This is a genomic window from Dictyobacter aurantiacus, assembly GCF_003967515.1.
Taxonomy (GTDB): Bacteria; Chloroflexota; Ktedonobacteria; order Ktedonobacterales; family Ktedonobacteraceae; genus Dictyobacter; species Dictyobacter aurantiacus.
In genome coordinates this window covers 4,421,420-4,444,313 of record NZ_BIFQ01000001.1, presented here as the reverse complement: position 1 = coordinate 4,444,313, position 22,894 = coordinate 4,421,420, and the positions used below count along the sequence as shown (strand labels likewise).

At 53.7% G+C, this 22,894-nt stretch carries 16 protein-coding genes; 9 read left to right on the top strand and 7 right to left on the bottom strand.

Annotated elements, in window-relative coordinates:
* Window positions 1–44: 44 nt before the first annotated feature.
* Window positions 45–1,784, bottom strand: coding sequence for a serine/threonine protein kinase (locus KTT_RS17855; protein ID WP_126597283.1), 1,740 nt, complete (start codon window positions 1,782–1,784; stop codon window positions 45–47).
* A 487-nt stretch (window positions 1,785–2,271) separates the two neighbouring features.
* A complete protein-coding gene (locus KTT_RS17850) occupies window positions 2,272–3,318 on the bottom strand; it encodes an aminopeptidase (RefSeq protein ID WP_126597282.1) in 1,047 nt (348 codons plus the stop codon).
* Window positions 3,319–3,733: 415 nt separating this feature from the next.
* On the opposite strand from KTT_RS17850, the gene KTT_RS17845 reads away from it, so the two are divergent.
* Complete coding sequence (locus KTT_RS17845) at window positions 3,734–4,366, top strand: YbjN domain-containing protein (protein WP_126597281.1); 633 nt, start codon at window positions 3,734–3,736, stop codon at window positions 4,364–4,366.
* Window positions 4,367–4,436: 70 nt separating this feature from the next.
* Here the strand turns inward: KTT_RS17845 and KTT_RS17840 are convergent, their stop codons facing one another.
* The gene (locus tag KTT_RS17840) at window positions 4,437–6,524 is read right to left on the bottom strand and encodes a protein kinase domain-containing protein (protein ID WP_126597280.1); all 2,088 of its coding nucleotides are present in this window, start codon (window positions 6,522–6,524) and stop codon (window positions 4,437–4,439) included.
* Between the two features lie 638 nt (window positions 6,525–7,162).
* Here KTT_RS17840 and KTT_RS17835 point away from each other — a divergent pair.
* A complete protein-coding gene (locus tag KTT_RS17835) occupies window positions 7,163–8,467 on the top strand; it encodes a DUF1015 domain-containing protein (RefSeq protein WP_160145950.1) in 1,305 nt (434 codons plus the stop codon).
* A gap of 16 nt (window positions 8,468–8,483) precedes the next feature.
* The gene (locus tag KTT_RS17830; protein ID WP_126597278.1) at window positions 8,484–9,776 is read left to right on the top strand and encodes an NAD(P)/FAD-dependent oxidoreductase; all 1,293 of its coding nucleotides are present in this window, start codon (window positions 8,484–8,486) and stop codon (window positions 9,774–9,776) included.
* A 77-nt stretch (window positions 9,777–9,853) separates the two neighbouring features.
* Here the strand turns inward: KTT_RS17830 and KTT_RS17825 are convergent, their stop codons facing one another.
* Window positions 9,854–11,509 carry a HEAT repeat domain-containing protein gene (locus tag KTT_RS17825; protein WP_126597277.1) on the bottom strand — a complete coding sequence of 552 codons (1,656 nt, stop codon included), beginning with the start codon at window positions 11,507–11,509 and terminating at the stop codon, window positions 9,854–9,856.
* A 343-nt stretch (window positions 11,510–11,852) separates the two neighbouring features.
* Entirely contained in the window at window positions 11,853–12,497 is a 645-nt protein-coding gene (locus KTT_RS17820; protein ID WP_126597276.1) for a hypothetical protein, read from the bottom strand.
* Window positions 12,498–13,244: 747 nt separating this feature from the next.
* Between KTT_RS17820 and KTT_RS17815 the strand changes: the two genes are divergently transcribed.
* Window positions 13,245–14,432: a sigma-70 family RNA polymerase sigma factor gene (locus KTT_RS17815; RefSeq protein WP_235845762.1), complete on the top strand. Its 1,188-nt coding sequence runs from the start codon at window positions 13,245–13,247 to the stop codon at window positions 14,430–14,432.
* On the opposite strand, the gene KTT_RS17810 is transcribed toward KTT_RS17815, so the two are convergent.
* A complete protein-coding gene (locus KTT_RS17810) occupies window positions 14,335–15,159 on the bottom strand; it encodes an HD-GYP domain-containing protein (RefSeq protein WP_126597275.1) in 825 nt (274 codons plus the stop codon). The genes KTT_RS17815 and KTT_RS17810 overlap by 98 nt on opposite strands.
* Before the next feature lie 389 nt (window positions 15,160–15,548).
* Here KTT_RS17810 and KTT_RS17805 point away from each other — a divergent pair, with 389 nt between their 5' ends.
* The 5 genes from KTT_RS17805 (at window position 15,549) to KTT_RS17785 (ending at window position 20,923) form a co-directional block, all read left to right on the top strand.
* A complete protein-coding gene (locus KTT_RS17805) occupies window positions 15,549–16,898 on the top strand; it encodes a hypothetical protein (protein ID WP_126597274.1) in 1,350 nt (449 codons plus the stop codon).
* A 165-nt stretch (window positions 16,899–17,063) separates the two neighbouring features.
* Entirely contained in the window at window positions 17,064–18,032 is a 969-nt protein-coding gene (locus KTT_RS17800) for a hypothetical protein (protein ID WP_126597273.1), read from the top strand.
* 408 nt (window positions 18,033–18,440) lie between these two features.
* Entirely contained in the window at window positions 18,441–18,641 is a 201-nt protein-coding gene (locus KTT_RS17795; RefSeq protein ID WP_126597272.1) for a DUF3311 domain-containing protein, read from the top strand.
* Between the two features lie 60 nt (window positions 18,642–18,701).
* Entirely contained in the window at window positions 18,702–20,279 is a 1,578-nt protein-coding gene (gene mctP / locus KTT_RS17790; protein ID WP_126597271.1) for a monocarboxylate uptake permease MctP, read from the top strand.
* Between the two features lie 131 nt (window positions 20,280–20,410).
* Window positions 20,411–20,923, top strand: coding sequence for a hypothetical protein (locus tag KTT_RS17785; protein ID WP_126597270.1), 513 nt, complete (start codon window positions 20,411–20,413; stop codon window positions 20,921–20,923).
* 40 nt (window positions 20,924–20,963) lie between these two features.
* On the opposite strand, the gene KTT_RS17780 is transcribed toward KTT_RS17785, so the two are convergent.
* Window positions 20,964–22,883 (bottom strand): hybrid sensor histidine kinase/response regulator, encoded by a 1,920-nt coding sequence (locus tag KTT_RS17780; RefSeq protein WP_126597269.1) that lies wholly within the window; start codon window positions 22,881–22,883, stop codon window positions 20,964–20,966.
* Window positions 22,884–22,894 lie beyond the last annotated feature (11 nt).

Genomic DNA, 22,894 nt, shown 5'->3' with positions numbered 1-22,894 from the left:
CCCACTTCTATAATGGATTTCAAGGGTGCGCATCACCCCAAGGCCTATTTGAGGGTTCCTACGGTAAGTTCTGAAAAGATCACTTCTTCCCCCTGATTCTCTACATACACACCGATCTGTCCCGGCTTCACCCCTCTCGTGGAAGGATCGGCAAGTGGCTGGTCCAGCCATGGCACACCATTAATTGAGAAGAAGAAGGTATTTCCACGGGCCTCAACGGTGATAGTGTTGCTCTCGCCGATGCCACTCTTGAGCGCCGCGCTTCTTCTGTTTTTGATGGTATACCAGGCCTGGGGATCGCTGCTAGAGAAACGCGAAAAGACACATTCCTGGTTATCTCGTGGCGAGACTTCAAAGAGATAGAAAAACGACTGGTCAGGAGCGACACGGAAGATAACGCCGTGAAAGTCCGGGCTCCCCTTCTTACTGGTCGCCTCAAGCATCTTGACCGATAGCTTGAAATCCTGCACCTGGTAATCCTGGAAAGGCGCGGGCATCGCGTTTTCCGCCTGCGTATTAATAATATGGTAGCGATGCTGCTGGTCAAAAAAAGCATTGGTCCCCTGGGGCCAGTTGCCGGGCAGCGCAAAAGGGCTGGTCGGCATGGGCGGCGGGGTCGGGGTGACTGTGGTTCTGGCAGCTATATTCGTAGGCGCGGAATGATTACGGCTGGTCGTGCCATTCATCAATTTGATGCTAAAACCAGTAGTCGCGATGATAATCATCAGCGCCATCAATATCAGTATCCCACGCTTAATGCGGGTAGACGACCATTCCCGGACCCAGGTCGGCTTGACGCGGACAATGGGTCTGGGGGTGGGCGGTAATGGTTGCGCGGCCGGACTCGCCAGGTACTTTTCGTCGTCAAGGAAGGCCAGCTCGGGCGGATGGGTGGTGGTCGAACGTGACTCCCCGACCTCCACAGCGGCCGCGAAGGCACGACTTAACTCTTGCGCGGTCTGAAAGCGATCATCAGGATCCTTCGCCAGCGCCTTACGCACCACTCGATCCAGTAATGGCGTAATATCAGCCCTGATTAAGGCCAACGATGGAGGAGGCTCATGGACATGGAGCAAAGCCAGCGCGATCGTCGAATCAGCTCGGAAAGGGAGCCGCTTGGACAAAACAAAAAAGAGGGTCACGCCCAGCGAATAAATATCTGACCGGCCATCCAGATGATGTCCAAGGGCCTGTTCTGGTGAAATATAGTCTGGTGTACCCAGCAGAGCCTCAGAATGCTTTACATCGGTCGCATCAGCCGGATCCGATGCCGGGCGGGTAACGCGGGCGATACCAAAATCGGAGAGGATAACGTGTCCATCGCTGTCCAGCAGAATGTTGGCGGGCTTCACATCACAATGAACACAGCCATGCTGGTGCGCGAAATCTAAAGCGGCTGCCAGTTGTTCCAGATACCATCGAGCTTCCTGCAACGACAGTGGTCCGCGCCTGGACATATATTCCGCCAGCGTCCCTCCTGGCATATACGGCATTACAATATAGGGAAGGCCGTCCTGCTCACCGTACGAATAAATCGGCAGGATATTCGCATGCTCCAATTTACTGACCGCCTCAGCTTCGCGCAAGAAACGGCGATAAAAGTCGCGCTGCATCCGTATATCCATGCTGGCCCGTGGGAGAAAGACTTTCACCGCCACCTTGCGCGTGGGGTTCTGCTGTTGCGCCAGGAACACAGCACTCGAGCCACCGTAGCCAAGCAACTTTTCTAGCACGCACGAGCCTAACATCTTCCCAATCAGATGTTGCCCCCTACTTGCAGTCACGCTGAAGCTCCTCTCTGGCTCTTCGTTGAGATGCTGTGCACCAAATAGAATATATTGATCGCTCTAGCACATATAGTAACTACACACAATTGTAATCAGACTCTTTATCTAGTGTCAACTTTCCACGCCGATATGCATAAAATGTCCTGCTCACGCCTATCACAGGTGGGCACATTGAGAGTGTTTCACTTTCATTCTCTGGAGGCACGCGCGTCCGCTACGCGGCCGCGCTGTTTTTTGTGTGGTAATGTGTCGGGCGCGCATCCGCGCGCCCGACACATTACCACACAAATAGTCCCTGAGCGCCGCAGGCAGACATCCCCTCCTCATTTGTGTGGTGCGACAGGTCCACAGATGCGCCCGATACATTACCACACAAATAGTCCCTGAGCGCCGCAGGCAGACATCCTCTCCTCATATTTGTGTGGTGCGACAGGTCCACAGGTGCGCATCTGTCGCACCACACACAAATGACCAACAAACAGATCTACAGCACAAACTGTCCATCACGCATGATGAGGCGCCCATCCACCTCGATCGTACACCTGGTTGGAATCACATCCACATGCACCGTTGAGTCCCAGTCGGCACCGGTAAATTCAGGATAGGGATTGCCAAAGGCGACGTGTAAGCCTGGCAACTTTTCATCCTGCAGCAGATTGCCCACCAGGCGCTTCAGGCTGGTCAGGGTGCCGATAGCGAACTCGCCGGCCCGATTTCCATTGGGGACCGAGAACAGGTAGTCGTGTACCTCCTGTGCCAGAGCCTTGTTTTCGCTCTCGACGCTGGTAATATAGCCATCTTTAACAGTGAGGATCAGCGGCTGCTCCAGCACACCGTATTTCTCAGAGAAAAAATCGCCCAGTACATCGCAGACCAGCACCCCATCGACGGTAGCGGGGGCGGTAAAGACCTCACCCTCGGGTAGATTGCCCCAGGCTCCCTGCTTATCATAGCGACCATGGCAGGGGACCCATTTCCACTCGGGATGGAAGGTCGCCGTCACATCACTACCCTTTTCAGAGGTCACATGAATCGTGCGCGCGTTCTTCACCAGTTCATAGATGCGGTTGGTAATGGTAAAGACCTCGTCGTAATCGGCGCACATGCCATCAGTCATCAAGGTATCGTCGATGCCAATCATGTGGCCGTGGCGCACCTTCAGTTCATTGACCAGGAACGGGAGCAGTGGGATACGGAAGGCGATCTCACCGGGCTGCGCGGTCGCGATATAGTAGGAAACGGTTGGGCGCACGGCCAGGAAATCATTGCGCAGGGTATCAGGGAAAGCGGTCAATGGACGCTCACCATAATGCTCAAGGAAACGTACGGTTACATCAGCGTGTTGTGCCAGAGCAGCCGCAGCTACGCGCTGAGCAATATGCTGACGCGCGAAATCGGTCAGGATAAACACGCGATCCTGCTCACCAACCGCCATACAGCGCAAAGCGTTCTCCGCCCCCAGTTGCATCCGCTCATCAAAACTTAAAGCTTCAAGATCGTGTTTCGGTGATTGCTGTGTTACATCTGCCATAGCATGCTTGCTCCTCTATGTATATATAGCGTCATGGTTTACCGGTATGAGTATAGGTGATCTGATAGCAACAGGGTGCATATAGATATGAAGACATCCCCTCTACATAACACCAATGCCACTACAGACAATTCCGAAATATATTTATTATTCAATACAATCGCATATACGAGCTTTGTACAGCAAGGGTAACATTGTCGCGATCGTGTCATACTTTTGTCGAGGACATGGGCCTGTCTATCCTGGTAGCGAAGACGACCAAAGGCAGAGGACATGCGGGTTCCTGCCAGGGGCGATTACTCCTATAAAATTGTTTTCAACTTCTGGCATATGCTATACTTGAGCAAACATTTCACGATAATAAACAGGCCAGTCCTGGTAAGCCTTATTCATCTTCACTAGCAAGGAGAGCTTCATGACAAATAGCTTTAGCATCCTCCACGTGGCTGAATATCTGAAACGATTAGGACTCAAGATTTCACAGGTCGATCGTTCTCAGAATACAATTGAACTGGCATTCCATGACGAACATGGTCGCTGGCAGATGATTGTGGGTATTCACCATAGTGGAAATGCCAGTAAGCTGATGCTCATTGTGCCGCAGATTGATATCATCACCGAACAAAATCGGCTGGAGTGTCTCGAAGCATTACTTGCCGTCAATTATCGCATCGCGCTGGGAAAATTCGGCATCGACCTCACCGATGGCGAGGTGCGCCTGGAAGAAAGTATCCCGCTGGCGGACAAAGGCATTCCGTTTGAACAGTTTCGCCTGGCGTTTAGCGCTTTGATGCAAACTGTTTCAATCTATCATAACCTGCTTCCTCGCATTATCTACGGCAATCAATCCGCCCAGGAGGCACTGCAAGACTGCGAAAACGAGTTCTTCGCGCAGGCACCTGGCGATATTGATGTAACCATGCCAGCGATACAGACACAAGTAACCGAGACAACTGATGACGACTTACAGCAGTTCGACGAGTCAGACCTGGATGTGAACGAAATACTTGAAGAAGTCGAGCGCCTCCTGGGCCGACCTCAAGAATAGAGCCATCTAATGCGCAGGCACAGAGAGGGGGCAGGTCGCCGGTGACCTGCCCCCTCTCTGTGCCTGCGCATTAGATGGCGGTGATTGTGCCATCGCCATTGACGGCGATCTTGACAGGTGGCAACGGGGTATCCGCCGGACCTTTGACAACCGCTCCGTTGTTAGCTGGATCAAAGACGGCGCCATGCGCGGGACACTCCAACATTCTGGTTACCGGATTGTAGTTTACGGCGACCCCGACATGGGTGCAGGCCCTCTCGTAAGCCGCGAAGGTACCGCTAGCCAGGTGCACCAGCAGGCTGGCCTGATTGTCACCAGGATTGTTAAAGGCGGCCGCGCTGTTAGCGGGCAGATTTTTCGATCCGATGACCGTGCCGGTATGGCCTGGCATTGCCGGCTTTGGCGGATTATTGGCGGGCGGATTCTGTTTCTGGCCGCTGGCGACAGGTTTATTCTGCTGCTGCGTCTGCGCCGGTTTAGTGGTGGTAGCCTGCCCGGTATTTGTCGTCTGCTGCCGCGCAGTCTGCGGCATACCCGGGGCCATACCCAGTTTTCCAAGGTTAAACGCCACCCCGATGCCAGCGGCCGCAACGACACCGCCTGAGATCATTGCGATCACACGGCGGCGCTTCACCTTGCGACCAGGCTGCCCCAGGGCCCCTGTTGCGCTGCGCTTCTTCTGACTCTGTAGAGGCCGTGGCATATCCAGGCCCCAATCCAGGTCATCAGTATTGGGCATACTCGCGGCGACTGGCTCTACCAGCGCAGGCGCCTTCTCTTTCGTCTGATGCGCAAATGCCTGCGGGGGGGCCTGCAATGGCTCTGCTGGAGACCACCACTCATAGGCCTTCACCAGGTCAGCTTCGGACGCATGGTTGCCTGACAGCGTCACACCATGGCCAGGCAGTTGTACAATATCGTCCTGGGCGGGCAACTGCACAATATCGTCCGGGACTTGCTGGCGCTGCGCGGCCGCCGGGGAAGCCTTCTTTTCCTGGGGGGAGATAGGAGGCAGCGTCGGCTGAACCAGGGAGCTGGCCGAATCCAACTCCACGGGCCGCTTAACCTTTGCGGTCCCCTGAGGAGAAGCACTGTGTCGATCGCTCGAAGCCAGCAGTCCCGTCGTCGTTGACTTCAATGCGGGCATGCGACTGGTAACAATGGGAGGAACCAGTTGCCAGCCGCCGGTGGAGCCGCTGCGGGCGGGACCCAGGGGAGCACTGGCCGAGGGTTTCGCGACCTGATTCATATGCACGGCTGGCAACGTCCGGGTGGCGCCGATCGAGGCCTGGGTAAAAGCCTCGCCTAACTCACGCACATTCTGGAAACGAACCTCGGGGTCACGTGCCAGAGCCTGGCTGACGACCGAGGCCAGGGCGACCGGCACCTCGGGACTAAGCTTGCGCAATGGTTGAAATGCCTGCTTTGTATGCATCTGAGCCACTTCAAGTGGATTGTTGCCGGTAAATGGAGGACGGCCGCTGAGCATCTCATACAAAATACAGCCCAGCGCATAGACATCCGAGCGCTGATCCACCGCCTGCCCCTGAACGATCTCGGGCGCCACATATTCAGGCGCCGCCAGAAAGGTCTCGGCGATGCTCAAGAGATGGGCATACTGCATGGGCGTTGGATCTACCCCCGCACGCTGTAAGATATGCATCAAACCAAAGCCAGCGACCTGAATATTCTCATCATCATGGATGACGATATTTGAAGGCTTTAGTGTACCATGGATAAAGCCTTTTCCATGGGCATACGACAGGCCATCCACGATCTGATCAAGGATCGTAGTCACAAATGTATGCTCACAACGTCCCTGGTGCCGGATGATGTCCGCCAGAGAACCATTCGTGGTATACGGCGTAATCAGGTACGGATAGCCCAGTATCTCGCCATGCTCGTAGACGGGCAAGATATGCGGATGTTTCAATGAAGTAATTAACGCCGCTTCCTTATGGAAGCGCTGCAGGAAAAAGGTGCGCGCCTCATGCGAAAAATGCGCGGGCAGCGGGTAGAGTGCCAGAGCATCAACACGTTGCGCACCCTGATGCCGTGCTAAATATACGATATTTAAACGTCCTTTACCGACCAGTCTCTCTATTCGGTACTGTCCCAGAACATGGCCAACCAGTTGTTCTTCTGATAGTGTTTGCATCTAACTCTCTCCAGACTACAAGCTACGCGCAACAAACGGCATACGTCTCACACCAGCGTCTATCACAAGGAAAGCTGGCGCCGAAGATGTCTATATGTACCCATCGTAGTGACCGGTCCATTTTTACCATTATCCCTTTCCCCCCTCCCAAAATAGCTAGTAGTCTGTCAGACTGCATTGAAAAGGTTGCGCCCGCTACGCGGGCGAGAGGGGGAGAAGAGCCAGGGCACAGCCCTGGAACCCAGTCAGGGGATTGCCATCCCCTGCACCCCTGCCTTTCGCATCAACTTTGACAGTGTACTAGTTAAGATCCAGAACCAGTAACGCGATAAAAGGGATGTGTTTCTATCCGCATAAATGAATTTACACTTTGTATCAAAGTGAGTCAATTTGATGGGCGTGAACTAGGACTTGTGGATACGAACGGCGCCAGATATCTTAACCGGCCCCGGTGGTCCCACCGCTCGAACCTACCCTATTCAAAAATGATACAATGGGCACAGATCACCCTTTACCAGCAATCAAGAGAAGAAAACGAAAAGCCGCTCACCAAACCGGCTTTCCATAGAATGTATTCCACCAGCGTTGGCAGCCTATGCTCAGCAAGATGGGGAAAACAGGGATCGGAGAACTATTGTATGGCAGATGTTCAACCACTACGTGGATTTCGCTATGCGCAAGAAAAAGTTGGTGACCTGGTGCAGACCGTCACACCGCCATTCGATGTCATCACGCCAGAGGCTCAGGCAGGCTATTATCAAAACAATCCATATAACATTATTCGCCTGGAGCTGGGAAAAACGTATCCTACGGATAGTGGGCTGAACAATGTCTACACGCGGGCGGCCAGGACGCTGGCCGAGTGGCGCCTGGAAGGCGTCCTGCAACAGGAGAAGCAAGCCTGCTATTACCTCTATCAGCAGCATTTTACCTATGCGGGACAAAGCTATAGCCGCACCAGCCTGCTGGCACGGGTCCGCCTGGAGCCATGGGACGCACAGGTCATCCTGCCGCACGAGCATACACGCACCAAAGATAAAGAGGACCGTCTGCAGTTGTTGCGCGCCTGCTCAACCAACTTTAGTCCTATCATGTGCATGTACGATGATCCACAGGGCCGTATCCGTCGGCTGCTGTCGGCCTATGCCGAGCAGCCGGAGGTTCGCTTCGTCGACGAGAACGGAGAGGAGCATCTCCTGCAGCCCATCACAGATCCTGAGCATGTGCGGCTGCTGCAGGACTTTTTCGCGCCGCGCCAGCTCTACATCGCGGATGGACATCACCGCTATACCACGGCGTTAAGCTATCGCGATGAGCTCGATCAGCAGCGAGGCGGACTGCATCCACAGGATGGGGCGAACTTTATGCTGATGGCGCTGATCGATGTCGATGATCCGGGCATGCTGGTATTACCCACTCACCGCGTGCTGTTCGATCTTACAGCAGAACAGGAACAGCAACTGACAGAAGAGCAACTCTCACGCTATTTTGCTGTCAAACAGGTAGCAACCACAAATGACGACGCGCTGCTGACCGAACTGGCACAGGCGGGAGGCCAGCAGCCAGCATTACTGGTAAAAACCTCGGACCAGGCACTACTGCTCACCATCAATGAGCAAGGGCGACAATTGATGAGCGAGAGCGGCCACTCAGAGGCATGGAATGCCCTGGATGTAGCCATGGTGCAGCATTTGATCCTGGAGACGCTACTCCATATCACCGCTGAAGATGTGGCGGCCGGGAAAAACATCCGCTATATACATGATACGCAGCACGCGCTGCAGGCATTGAGCAACAAAGAGGCGCAGGCCATCATTTTACTCAATGGTATTCCTTTTCGCCAGGTACGAGACGTGGCGCTGGCAGACGATCGCATGCCACAGAAATCTACGTACCTCTATCCAAAGCTGATCACCGGACTGGTGATTAATCCCTTATGGTAAGGAGCAGGTAACAGGTATGATTATTATCGTCGGCGCTGGCCTGGCGGGTTTAACGTGCGCCAGGGTACTGTCGGAGGCTGGACAAAAAGTACTCGTTTTGGAGGCCGCGGACCAGGTGGGGGGGCGCGTAAGAACCGACTATCATGAAGACGGCTACCGCCTGGATCGTGGATTCCAGGTGTTATTCACGGCGTACGAGGCCGCGGCGCGCCATCTCAATTACAATACGTTAAAGCAGCGTAAGTTTAATCCCGGCGCCATACTGGTCAAAAACGGCAAGCAGCATGAAATTACCGATCCACGGCGCGAGCCCTCCCACGTCTTCTCAAGCATGGTCAACCCGCTCATTTCGACGGCCGATAAGCTGCGCACTATGAAGCTGAGCCTGCAGTTACAGCGGGCTTCAACCGAGGAGATCTTCGCGGGCGCGCAGGAAAAGGACGGGAAAGACCTGACAACCGAGGAGTACCTGCGCCAACAAGGATTTTCGGATAAGATCATCGACAACTTTTTCCGCCCGTTCTACGGCGGCATCTTCCTGGAGCGTGAGCTTCAGACCAGTGCCCGCATGTTCCAATTTACCTTTAAAATGCTGGCCAGCGGTGATATCATTCTTCCAGCGGAAGGCATCCAGCGCATTCCAGAGCAGCTCGCGGCCAGCCTGCCCAGAGGATCGGTTCGCTGCAATGCGCGCGTGGGTGAACTTCTACTCAGCGATGGGGAGGTCCGAGGTGTACGCCTGATCAATGGAGAAGAGATCACGGCCGACACCGTAGTAATGGCCACCTCAAGTCCGGTGGCGGAGAAATTTACGCACAAAAAATTGCCCGATCAGCCAGTCAGTGCCGTCTGCCTGTATTTCGCGGGCGACGAGCGCCTGTACAGCCAGCGCAAGATCCTGCTAAACGCGGACCCACACGCATATGTCAATAACGCCGTGCTGCTCAGCAATATCGCGCCTACCTACGCGCCGCCGCGCAAACACCTGCTCTCCGTAACAGTGCTGGGAAATCCATCTGAAGACGATGAGAGTGTGGCCGAGCGGAGCCGGGTCGAACTTGCCAGCTGGTTCCCCAACCACGATCTCAACCACTGGCAGCTACTGGCGGTGTATCGCCTGCCGTTCGCGCAGTTTCAACAGGCGCCAGGCATCTATGACGCGCTGCCGAACAATCAGACCGATGTTAAAGGACTCTACCTGGCGGGAGAATATACGCAATCGAGCAGCATCCAGGGAGCGATGCATAGCGGTGAACTGGCGGCCAGGGCGCTCTTAAAAACGCAGCAGTTAGTGCCAAGCCAGGCCTGAGCTGGCGGATAAGTAAACCCGCGTGATACACCCGATAGGGCTCAAACTTTTTCCAGCAGAGAAAGTTTGAGCCCTGTTTAATCCTGTTGAAAAAACTCAACCGGGAAAGAACTGAGGCTGCCACTGCGCAGAGACTCAACCATCAATCGAAGCGGTCCCTGCTCGATAGATACGTGCAGAAGCATGCTGGGAAAGGCCTGCTCGCGCAAAGCGACGTTCGACGCTGGCGCCAGCAGGGTTGCCGTCGCCCGCATCAGAGGTATAGATTCGGTCTGCCCAACATGTTGCAGCAGGGCAGCCTGGCGCAGCAAACGTGCCGCATAGGTAGCGCGCCACTTCTCATCGATCAGGGCATCCAGGGCATCATCCACCAGTTCTTCCAACAAACTCTGCTGCTCCTGCACCTTCAATTTACTCTTACGGCGGCCGCTTGTAGAAGTCGGAAAGGCGTTCTGGGCGGTCCAGTAGCGACTGATAAAGGGCTCAATACGCTCGATAGGCTCGTATAACCAGGAAGAAAATTCCTTTAAGCGATAGAGCTCATCGGCATGGCGTGCCAGGGCAATCGTCTCGGCATTTAATTCCATCGGCTCCAGGTGAGTAGCTGGAAGGCGGGCCTGGGCTTTTTTGTCGCGCAGACCCGCTTCAGTCAAGGGACGCCAGATGGAATAAGCGATCGGCAGCCGGGTACGGGTACGCCGGTTCAACGACCGTGCCTCCATAACGACGGCGCGTGCGTAGTCAAACGAAACCTTGAAGCTACTGAAACCCTGCTCATCCAGGTCCTCGACCAGGTTATCCCACTGCTCGCTATCCATTTCATCCAGGCCATAGCAATCTTTGATGCCTTTTTGATCCTGATACAAAATGTTGACGCCCTTGATCAAACCGTCTGGCCGCTGCCACGAAAGCATGATCAACTGTGTGCCGGAACCATCAATTGAGCTGACCCGCGCCTGATACGGAGGATACTGCTGTTGGCGCGCCTCCATCATAGCGGCATCTTCAGAGCCCAGCATAGACTGCATGGTCAGGCGCCCCAGCACGGTCCTGGCCTGCTGCTTCAATTGCCGATTAGAACTGGTCGCGATCAAATGATTCAAGGCCGGAATCGTCTGGTTGATGGAGATCGGCCCCAGTTGCTCCAGAGCGTCGATGACAGCCATCACAACCTTACCTGTTTGATTTTCCAGCAAAGGAACGAGCAGATTGGCGGCACGCGGATCATTGCTGTTCCCCAACCAGTTAATAAATGCGAAGCGGCGCTCAACCGGCATCGAAACCACATCTTCCAGGATAGTCTCAACGCCCATCTCGTTCTGCCCGACCAGTTCCAGCAAACGCATCTGCATCTGCCGAATCGCCCCCGCCGGATCATTAAGGTATTCGATGATACCCTCATCGGCCATCTCAGAACCCAGTTCCTTGAGGATAGGAGAAAGAGAAAGCTTTGCCAGATCACTTACGGTAGGATCAGTTACAAAATCCTCAAGTCCCTCCAGATCAAAGTCGGTCGCTAACTCTGAGAGAATGCGCAACGCCGCGGCCTGAGCCAGGGCATCATTACTTCTCAACAGATGCAGCACCTTTTCCCGCGCCCCTTCCGCCCATTCTTCATCCAGGCGATCGAGGTAATGGGACATTGTATTGGGATCAATATCTTCACGCCGACTTATTGCCAGTAAAATACTGTCCACACTCTCTTGAGGAGACCCCTTGCGTCCTCTTGGCATAAGCGTTCGCTCTCCTTTTGTGGGAGTAATAAGCACACCCTTCCCGGGCGAGCACTAATGCAAGAAATTGTATCACGTTGGCCCCAAGGCGTCGAGATTACACCCCACATATGTATAGAAGAGATCAAGGAGTAAAGTTACTTCACTGGACAATACTTTTTTCTTTTTGCCCTATGACAAAAAACGCTTTGAACACCCCACTTGCTTCAAGGAGTTATACATCCCATGATGAAGGTATGTGTGACATGTTGGTGTAGATGCCCCGGAGGCTTTTTCAAGGGGTGGCACCAGCACGGCTACAGACGCATCCATGCTGGCATCACACCCTTATGAATGGCCTGATCTAGTGTATCGCCAGATAGCCGAGGCTGGAGAGGATGAAAAGGACAAAAACCACGGTCAGTCCAATCAATACAATGGTACCACCCAGCCAGAGGAGGAATTCCAGACGTCCCGGCTGGATCAGCCACCAACGTATGCCTTCGATGGGATGGAGGATAGATGCCTTTGGTCGGCGTAGCATAACGGGAGATGACAATAACGGTGGCACGGTATCGATATCATCGATATGATGCTCGCGCAGACGCGCCACAATAGAAGTATCATGTTCAGCGACAGGCCGAACACATTTCTGGCGTGGGACCGTGGGTACTCGTGAGATGGATGGCCTGGCCATCAGACTGCTATCAGTAACGGCCAGCGTTAATGAGGCCAGACTGCTCTCAGCCGCGTAACGCGGCGTCTCAAACTGCCAGATCGTCTCTGGCCGTGGCACCGTCGGCATACGCGTCACATCTTCTTGCTCCATCTCAGCCGTCCAGCGGGGATAGCGAGGGCGAACCTTCGTCACCGCAGCAGGATGCGCGGAAGCACGGGCCGGAATAACGGGCAGAGGCGGGGATCGGCGAGCCGGGCTATATTCTCCTACTAAAAAATGACCACCATATGCATGTACTTCTTTATTAACTGGATAGACAGACTTCACCATATCCATTGCTTCCTAATTGCGATTCGAGGAAAAACGGCCTTTAGATAGATTTTTTCTTTTCTCCCATCCTATCCACCCCGTCATGCAAATAAACGGTCGGCGCGAATTTTTTCGCCCGTTTTATACTCTTCTTAGTGTGGGACTGACGTCCGCCACCCTGGAGAAAGGTGATTGCCCCCGCACGCGCGTCCGCTGCGCGGCCGCATTGTTATGGTGTGTTGGAGCATCGGGTGCGCATATGCACACCCGATGCTCCAACACACCATAGAATGAAGGACTCCTCGGCGCTCGCAAGTCCTTTTATATAGTAGTGCAACAGGGGCGCGGATGCGCCCCTGTTGCACTACTATATAAAACTAGCGCGGCCGCGCATGCGATAGTCAGACACGCTTTCACAACAGTGGATAAGGTTGGCATGTAATAAATTGTGGAAAAATACGCAGCAACTGGAAAAAATTTCCAGTTGCCGCAATGTGGAAACGGCGAGATCCAATGGGTACTACCCATCAGATGGCCGCTAAGGCCAGCTGATGGGTCTATACATCCCTACACCTCTATATTGGCACATATCTTGCACAAGCAATATATAGGGGGAATAAATCCGTAAAAATTTTTAGGATTCTACGCCTGTAGCGATCCGTAGGATGTTGAAAAAGTTACGGATCTGTGATCGATATGATCAATCATCACAGATCTCCGGTTACCAAATTGTGGAATGGGATTTGAGGTATAAGGAGGAGTAGGTATATGGTAGCCACAACCAATCCAGTGCAAACAGTTGAGATGGAGGCGACAGAATTTCAGGAATATATCACCCCTGGAAGGGCGGAAATCTCAACGCATCAGATAGAAAGGGGGGCTGCAACTCATTCGAAAACTACTGCCCACAGAAAAAGGAGAAAAACCACATCAACCCAGGAAGGGGATCCAACATATTATACAGCTCTACTCAATGAAGAACGTCCATCAAAAACAGCCGTTAGTAAGAAAGAAAGCAGCAATAGAAAAGGAACCAATGCTTCTACCTATGTAGAATTACGGTATGAGGATACAGAGGATTACCTGGAAGAAGAGGAAGAAGAAGAAGAGGAAATAGATGGCGGCGATATGGAGGCCGAAAACGCCATCAGACAATACCTGGCTGAGATCGGCCGCTATCCACTGCTGTCGGCCGAGCAAGAGATGCAGCTGGCCAGACGTGTCATCACCGGCGATATACGAGCTCAACAACAACTGGTAGAGGCCAATCTACGTCTCGTGGTAAGTATCGCGAAACGCTACAATAATCATGGGGTTTCATTGCTTGATCTCATTCAAGAAGGGAATCTGGGCCTGATCAGGGCCGCGCAAAAGTTTGACCCGGTACGCGGGTTTCGCTTCAGCACCTACGCCACCTGGTGGATCCGCCAGGCGATCAGCCGGGCCGTGGCAGAGCATACACGCACCATTCATATTCCGGTACACGTCGTTGAGCTCATCTACAAGATGAAGAGGATTACACGCCAACTCTACCAGGACCTCGGGCGTGATCCATTTCCAGAGGAGATCGCACGCGCCATCCATCTCTCTAAAGAGAAGGTGGTTGAGCTACAGAGCATGGCTGAAGCTCCCATCTCATTGGATGCGCCTCTCAGCGATGATGAGCAGTATCACCTGGCCGATATCATTGAGGATCCCCACGCGGCCGCCCCGGCGGATATCGTTACCCACCAGGTATTACAAGATCACATCTCCCATGCCCTGGAAACTCTGAGCCAGCGAGAAAGACAGGTCATCGAGTTACGTTATGGATTGCAGGATGGCTATTGTCATACACTGGAAGAGCTCAGCGCCTACTTCAAGCTGACACGCGAACGCATCCGGCAGATTGAAGTAAAAGCCTTGCGTACTCTTCGCCAACCTGTTCAAGTTCACCTGTTGCGAGATTTCGCCTAGAAGAAAAACACGAATGTAGTTGTATACTTCTTTCACCTATTAGCATTTCAAGAAAAGCGCCTACAATTTGAGGATCATATTGATGACCGGCACAATTTACTAATTCCTGACATGCACTCAATATAGGCAGCGGCTTTCCGTATACTCTGTATGAAACCATTGCATCATAGGAATCAGCAACAGTAAGGATACGAGCGAAATATGGGATGGTCTCACCACTCAAACCAAATGGATAGCCGCTGCCATCCCACGCTTCATGATGCGCGACAACGATCGGAGCTATATGCTCAAAAAGCTCCCCATTACCCTCCAGTATATCCCAACCTATCTGAGGATGCAGGCGAATCAGCCTCCTTTCTTCTTCATTCAAGGACCCATGCTTCTGCAAGATCTCGCTCGGGATCGCGACCTTACCAATATCATGCAAGAGAGCTGAGAGTCGCAGAATAACAAGATCGGTATCGGGCAATCCTGACTGCCGCCCAATTGCCTGCACCAGGCTGATCAGGCGTAGGGTATGCTTACACGTCTCTTGATCACACCACAATGACAGCGTATCCGAAATAGCGGACTCAATAGCATATAACCTGTAGGCGAGATTCTCTCGCGAGGTGGTTTCAAAGATGTAAGGGGTAGGCGTGTGTCCATAGCGTTCCAACGTCTGAGCAAGCGCCTGGCGCAGAAAGTTTTTACAGCGCAAAGTAGCCGTGCCATTGATGAGCAGCATAGTGATACTCCTTCTCCAGGTGAGCGGCTAAACGTGCAGTAACCTACTACATAATAGTACGCTAAAAGTTTCTTTTTGTTACATAATAAAACGTCTTGATATATATAAAGACAGCAGGGTAAATAAAAGATCAACATGAAGCGGATTGCTGATCAAACTGCTTTTTCGGGCCACGTGCGTGTAAATGCTATGAATCGGCCTATTAAGAATTGACATATAATAGTACATTTTTCTGACCGCTTGACGGAAGATGGCGGGGGCATCTACACTTGACTCGATCTATGATTTATCAATAAAAAGCTCCTTATTACTCCACTCCGTCAAGAGGACGCCAGAGAGGAGAGGCAAGCTCGATAGACAGGAACAAATCTTCCGGAGTGAACGAAGACATGAAGAAAAACGTCCTGACAAGGTACAAAGCGGCAATCATTTATAGCATTTTTGCTTTCTTCATAGGTATAAATATAACTATTGTGGCGACCTATGCCCACGCGGCTCAGGTTGACGCGCCAGCCATGCTCACGTCAACCGCGGCCATCACAGGAGATACGCCTACACTGCCAGTTGTTGACACGCCTACGCTGGTACCCGTCCCCACGCCAACGCTAGTACCTACCGATACACCTACCCCGGCCCCTGTTGCTACGCCTACCCCGGTCCCTACGCAGCCACCCGCTCCCACACCCACGCCAGTGCCCGCACCAAAGCCAACTCCGCAACCAGTTCCACCGGGAGTTCCAACGGTGACGGTACCCGGCCTACCTCCATCCAATGGCGGCGGCTTTGTCCCAGGGGTGACTCCGGTCCCTTTCCCTTCTCCCTCCCCTACGGCCAAAGCAACACCCAGGGCAACCGCCACGCCAACGCTGCCGGCGGAAGCTACGCCAACGGCACCCGGAGTGGATAGTGCGAGCAACAACACAAACAATATTAGTAATCAAGGCAAGCAGGAAGGGAGTGGCATCGGTACAGCGATCGTTCCGGTGGCTATCGGCTCCGTCTTACTGTTGCTAATTGGTGGTCTGACGTGCTTTATGTTCTTGCGCAAACCAAACACTCAGCAACTCGCATACGCCCGCGTACCTTTGCGCACAACGGGACGGCCAGCCTGGTTTAACCAGCAGGGCTCTAACGCGCCATTCGCCACGCCTATGCCTATCCCGACCCCAGTTGTTGCGCCGCAGACCGCCTTCGCTGCTGCATCGATACCTGACGTTTTACCGATGTCGCCTGCCGGGCCACCCATCTCGATGCCCACGCATACGAATAGAACGGCGGTCACGCCGACGCAATTACCTTCGTTCGCCAGTGGTCCGCAAGCGAGGGCTACGGTGCCTACCGGTCTGCAGCCGGATCTACTACCTGCGACCCCGCCCATCTTCGGTGATGGGCCACAACCGGAAAACAGGGTGTATACGCCCAGCGACCTGAAACCCATAACTACCTCGCTGCCTGAACAGGTCACGAGACCGGCCCAGAACAATCCTATCAGCACGAGCGATATGAGCCCATTGCCACTAGACAACTTTGATCTATCACAGGTCTTGCCACAGGATAACAGCGGCCCTGATCATAATCAAACGATCTCCCCACCAGAGGAGGGGCCCCTGGCGTTTGCGCCACTCATCGCACCCAGCATCCAGGATGATCCAGTCCTGGAGACGATTATGCGCCAGGCTCAGATGGGCCTGTACGCGCTCCCAAATCCAGAGAAGCCTGGTTCAGAAGAGGCTCTTTAAGGCCAGCAATGGAGGATGCGAGGCGCGCGCGTGCGCGCCTCGCATCCTCCATGTGATGTAACAGGTACTCCAGGACTATCACATTTGGATTTTCCGGCAAATGTGAGTACGATAAGAATAAGAAAAAAAGCAATGATACTGTGTGGTTACGTGGAAGAGGATGTTATGACAGTGCGCGTCTATGGCTTCAACTGGGAAACATATGCTCAATGTGTCATGCCTGCTTTTAAGCTCTGGCTCACGCAAGGCGATGACTCTCTGATTTACCCGCTTTATACGCAGACACGCTGTTTTCGAGAAGAGCAATTTCTGCCACCGGCTATACAGCCGCTACGCACCTGGTCACGCGCACATACATTTGTCCAACAGTTGCCGCAAGGATCTCATACACGCCGAGAATACGAGGTGCTCTGTAGCGCAGAAGAATTCACCGAGCTCAGTGATAGCTATGTACACAGGCATCCACCACAACTCTACCAGAATACCGACGCACTGCGTGCTGTATGGGGTGCTACGGTAGCTGAACATTGCCTCGCCTGCTTTCATTTCCCCCTGCTTCATACCTCATCTCCAATGGACCCAGAACTCTATCAACAGCAGGAACACAGCTATGGCGACATTGTCTCGCTATTACAGTCAGCGGGCCTCCATGAGCTGGCGTGGCAGGTACATCAGCAATCGTTGGAGGGCAGCGATAATATGCCAGCCACAGAAGAAGAGGGAGAGGATGGTGATACACCCGAGATACACGGTATGGAGATTGGGCGTCATCCAGCGACCCTGCATCTGCGTGGATGGCTGGCCTCTCTGTCTATACGATCGATGGCGCTGTTTGAATTACTGGCCTGCGGCCGCAGGCGCCTGCCATTTGGCTATAGGACGGGCGAGCCTTATGAAGATTTTGTCGGCTACCTGACTCCGCGTGAGGTCTGGCAGCTCTCGCGCTGCTTACGCTACGTGCAGGCGCCCAGCAGCGAAGAGACGCGGGCCAGCTACGCGTTCCTATGCCAATCCTCCACCGAAGAACGTCCATTTCATATGATTGATGAGGTCTTGCCCGAGCATGCTGAGAATCTGCTGGCTATCACGCATCAGGCCGCGCAGCACGGTCTCGGGCTGCTATGTAGCAGTTAATCTCCTCTGCGTGTGGGGGCACATAGGCGCCCCCCGCTCGGGCGTCCGCGTGCGCGGCCGCATTAATTTTATAGTTGGTGCATCGGGGGCGCGGATGCGCCCCCGATGCACCAACTATAAGCTGTGCATAGTGGTGTGGTGCGACAGCGGGGCTCATCCACACCGATGCATCAGCACATAATAACAATGCAGCTGCGCATAGTGGTGTGGTGCGACAACGAGGCCCATCCACACCACTATGCGCGGTTGAGCACCGCAGGTGCGAAAACTCAGGTGTGGCTCAGCAATTCGATTGACAATTGGATGCAAATACTTTAGGATTAACATAAGCCGTAGAGTTAATCGACTTGCTCGACGGCAAATACTGTTATGGCCAGTTTTCCATGGATACCGCAAAGGAGCACGCAGATGGTAACTCGCCCTGCCAGCAAGAGACGTCGCTGGCTACTGCTTCTCTTAATCATCCCCTTTATCTTCTTGCTCATACCGTCCTTCTACAACTCGCTGCAGCCACCGTTTTTGGGCATGCCTTTTTTCTACTGGTATCAAATGCTCTGGATCATCATTACATCTATCATTACCGCCATTGTCTATTTCATGGGCGCGTAAGATCGTCAATCACTGAAGATGGCTAACATGTAATGCCTTCAAAGAAGGGAGCTTGCGTTTATGAAATTTGACGCAACCGCTGTCGCCGTTTTTATTTTCTTCTTCATTGTCGTGACGGTCCTGGGCTTTGTCGCCGCGCGCTGGCGACGAGGAGACCTGGATCTGCTGCATGAATGGGGATTAGCAGGTCGGCGTTTCGGCACGGTTATCACCTGGTTCTTGCTGGGTGGAGACCTGTATACCGCGTATACGTTTATCGCCATTCCGGCCGCCATGTTCGGCGTTGGCGCGGTATCGGGCTTTTTCGCCGTCCCCTACACGGTCCTGGTCTATCCACTCGTCTTTGTCCTGATGCCCAGGTTCTGGACTGTCTGCAAGCAGCGCGGCTATGTTACCGCAGCCGATTTTGTCAAGGATCGCTTCGACAGCCGGGGACTGGCGCTGGCTGTGGCCTTCACCGGCATCCTGGCCACCATGCCATATATCGCCCTGCAAATGTACGGCATCCAGATCTCGCTGGCCGCGATGGGCATCCCGATCACACTCCCGATTCTGGGTTTCCAGGTCGATATTCCGCTCTTGATCGCCTTTGTGATCCTGGCCGCCTACACCTATACCAGCGGACTGCGCGCGCCCGCTATGATCGCGCTGGTGAAAGATATCATGATATTCATTGTTCTGTTCGCCATTATCGCAATTATCCCGACGCACTTCCACGGCTTTGGCCCCATCTTTAATGCGGCGCACCAGAAAGCCCTGGCCCATCCCAAGACCTTCTCAGATATCATCCCTGCTAATCAGGCGATCGCTTATTCTACCCTGGCACTCGGCTCGGCGCTGGCGCTCTTCCTCTATCCCCATTCGCTCACCGGCGTGCTCAGCAGTAGCAGTACCAAAGTGGTCAAGCGGAACGCCGCATTGCTCCCCATCTATTCACTGATGCTGGGCTTCCTGGCCCTGCTGGGATATATGGCCATCGCGGCAAAGATCAAACCGTTTGGTGGCTTCGGCAACAACAGCGCCGTACCGGCCCTGGTCAACGCGATCTTCCCTTCCTGGTTCGCCGGATTTACGTTCGCCGCTCTTTCGATTGGAGCCCTGGTACCGGCGGCCGTCATGTCGATCGCGGCGGCCAACCTGTTTACGCGCAACATCTACAAGGAATACTTCCGGCCCGAGGCTACCGATAGGCAGGAGTCACAGGCGGCCAAACTCGCATCCCTGGTGTTAAAGTTTGGTGCATTGATCTTCATCGTCGCCATCAATCCCGCCCAGGTGGTCTACTTTCAGCTGCTGGGAGGCATCTGGATCTTGCAGACGCTGCCCGCCGTCTTCCTGGGACTCTACACCCACTGGTTTAATCGCTGGGCCCTGTTGATCGGCTGGGCCGCGGCTATGGTCGCGGGCACCACTATGTTTATCATGGCGGGCAATAAACCTACCATGGCCGTCTTTGGCATTCCCATCTATATCGCGGTCGCCGTACTCATACTCAATCTGTTGCTGGCCGTCATTCTGACGCCCGTCTTCAAAGCCATCGGACTGGGAAATGGCAGCGACCGAACGCGGCCATCTGATTATGAGGAGGAAGCGGCCCCGGTTGAAAAACAGGAACTGGGACAGGAGGCGCTGAGCTAATCCATCTACAAGCTCCTCATCCACAGGGATATCCGCACAAGTGCGAGGTATCCCTGTTTTTGTTGCTTGCCAGGCTATGCTACCATACAGGAAACAACCGTTAACGCCAGAAAAAGGAAAGAAGCACCAGGATGGATTTTGACGAAGAACTTTCTCAGCAGCCGGAAGAGATCGGGAGCGACGAACTGCTCTCTGATGATAATTTACGCTTACCTGAAGATGCCAATCCGCTTGTTCGTCTGCATGCCGTACGCGCCTGGTTGAAGCGTCGAGAGGACGAGACCCATGTTGATATGGGTAAAGCGGCCCTGACCATACAAGAATTGCAGTCAAACGCAGGGAGCGAGCCCATGCGGCGCCGGGCCTATCAGGAACAGATGGAACGGCTCCAGAGCGCCCAGCATGCCTTTCAGAGCGCCCAGGAGTCCCTGGCAACGTATGAAGAGGCGGAGAGCATGCTGGAGGAGTGCGTCAACCATACCACTGTCGGCGAGCGGCTCCTGGTCGAGTATTACCTGGAAATCGATAACCTGATCCAGAACAGTCTGGAAGAGAGCAACCAGCAACAGACGCCACGCATCGAGGCCCTCTTTGAGGTTCAGAGCCGCGTCGAACACGTCGGAGCCACGCACGAAGAAGAGTAATCAGCTGAAGCGGGCATGCTGCGAGCATGCCCGCTGTATATCAACCGAGAATCTCGCGCACGCGGGCGGCCAGTTCATCCAGATCAAACGGCTTTTGCAGAAAAGCAAACCCTTTATCCAGCACAAAGTTCTGGCTGATCTGATTCGCCTGGTAGCCGCTGATAAAGAGAAATTTGGTCTGCTCACTCAGCAGGTGAATATGGTCGTAGAGCTCTTTCCCCTTCATTTTAGGGGTAACGAGATCCGAGACGACCAGCGAGAAGACCGGGTCGCGCCGCTCAAAAAGCTTGAGCCCCTCAGATCCATCGGCGGCACTCACCACGGTATAGCCATACTCTGTCAACGCCTCCTCTATCAGGCAGCGCAGATCGGGATCATCTTCGACCACCAGGATGTTTTCGTCTCCACCACGCACCAACTCCTGGCTGACCGCCAGGGTATCCTTATCGAAACCTGGCTCGGTCGCGGGCACCTCAATGGTTGGCAGATAGATGGAGAAGCAGGTCCCCTTCCCCAGCGCACTCTCAACTCCGATATATCCATTGTGCTGACCAATAATGCCGTGCACCATGGATAGGCCCAGGCCCGTCCCCTTACCGATCTCTTTGGTGGTGAAAAAGGGCTCAAAGATATGCGACTGCGTCTGCTCATCCATGCCAATACCACTATCCTGCACGGTAAGCAGGACATACTGAGCCTCCGCCAGCTGCCCACGGCTCTTGCGGTAGGCCTCCTCGTAGGGTACGTTGCAAGTCTTGATGGTAAGCTTTCCCCCATCTGGCATGGCATCGTGGGCATTGACACACAGGTTCATCAGCACCTGCTCGATCTGCGCATAGTCGACGTGCACCGTCTTGAGATTGGGATCGGGAATGAACTCGATTTCAATCTGGTCAGCCAGTATCTTGCCAACCAGGTTCAAAAGATTCTCAACCACGTAGTTCAGGTTGACATCGGTTGGCTCCAGCACCTGCCGACGTGAAAAGGCCAGCAATTGATGGGTCATTTTCGCGGCCCGCGTGCCAATCTCGTGAATGTGGTTTAAATTGTCGTAGAGGGGATGGCTCTGGGTGATGCGGTTAAGGCCACGGCTGGCGTAGCCAAGGATGCCACCCAGCATGTTGTTGAAGTCATGGGCGATGCCACTGACCAGCAGGCCAACGCTCTCCAGACGCTGGGCCTGCTGAAGCTGGTCCGCCAGCTTGCGCCGTTCGGTGGTGTCAAAAATGTAACCCTTGATCTCGGTCAATTGGCCATCTTCATCAAAGTCGCCCACAACGTTTTCAACAACGTAGACCGGCGCGCCATCGTGGCGTACCATCTCAACTTCGTAGTATTCCAGGCGCTTCTCTTTTGCTAAACGCGAAAGAAAGGTCTCGTAGTCATTGGTTGTCGGATACAGAGAGTGAATATCAGTCTGCAGAGCTTCATGTTCGGAGGCAAAACCCAGGATACGCGCGAATGCTGTATTACAGGTGAGCAGTGTTCCCTCGGGGGTACAGACAAAGATACCGGTCAGGCCCTGTTCAAAAATTTCGCGATAGCGTTCTTCAGAATGGCGCAGTTGGAGGATTGCTTCATTATATTGCTTCTGTAAGCGTGCCTTCTCCAGGCTCTCATGCACAGCCTGCGGAAGTTGATCCAGGTGGCTCTTGAGAATATAATTACTCAAACCCGAGCGCAGACCCTCCACCGCGATCTCTTCGCTGCCGGTGCCTGTTACCATCAGGACCGGAATGCCAGGATATTGCTGTTTGACCCTGTTCAGGATATTGAGGCCATTCGTCCAGTTTAATTGATAATCGGTGAGCACGATATCAAAGTCATCGCTGGCCATCGCCTCTTCCAGTTCATTCAAATGCGACGCTTCTACATATTCAGCATCAGAAAATTCTTTTTTCAGGCGCCTGATCACTAACTCACGATCAGGCTTACTATCATCGACAATCAGGAACCTCACAAGCTCACTCC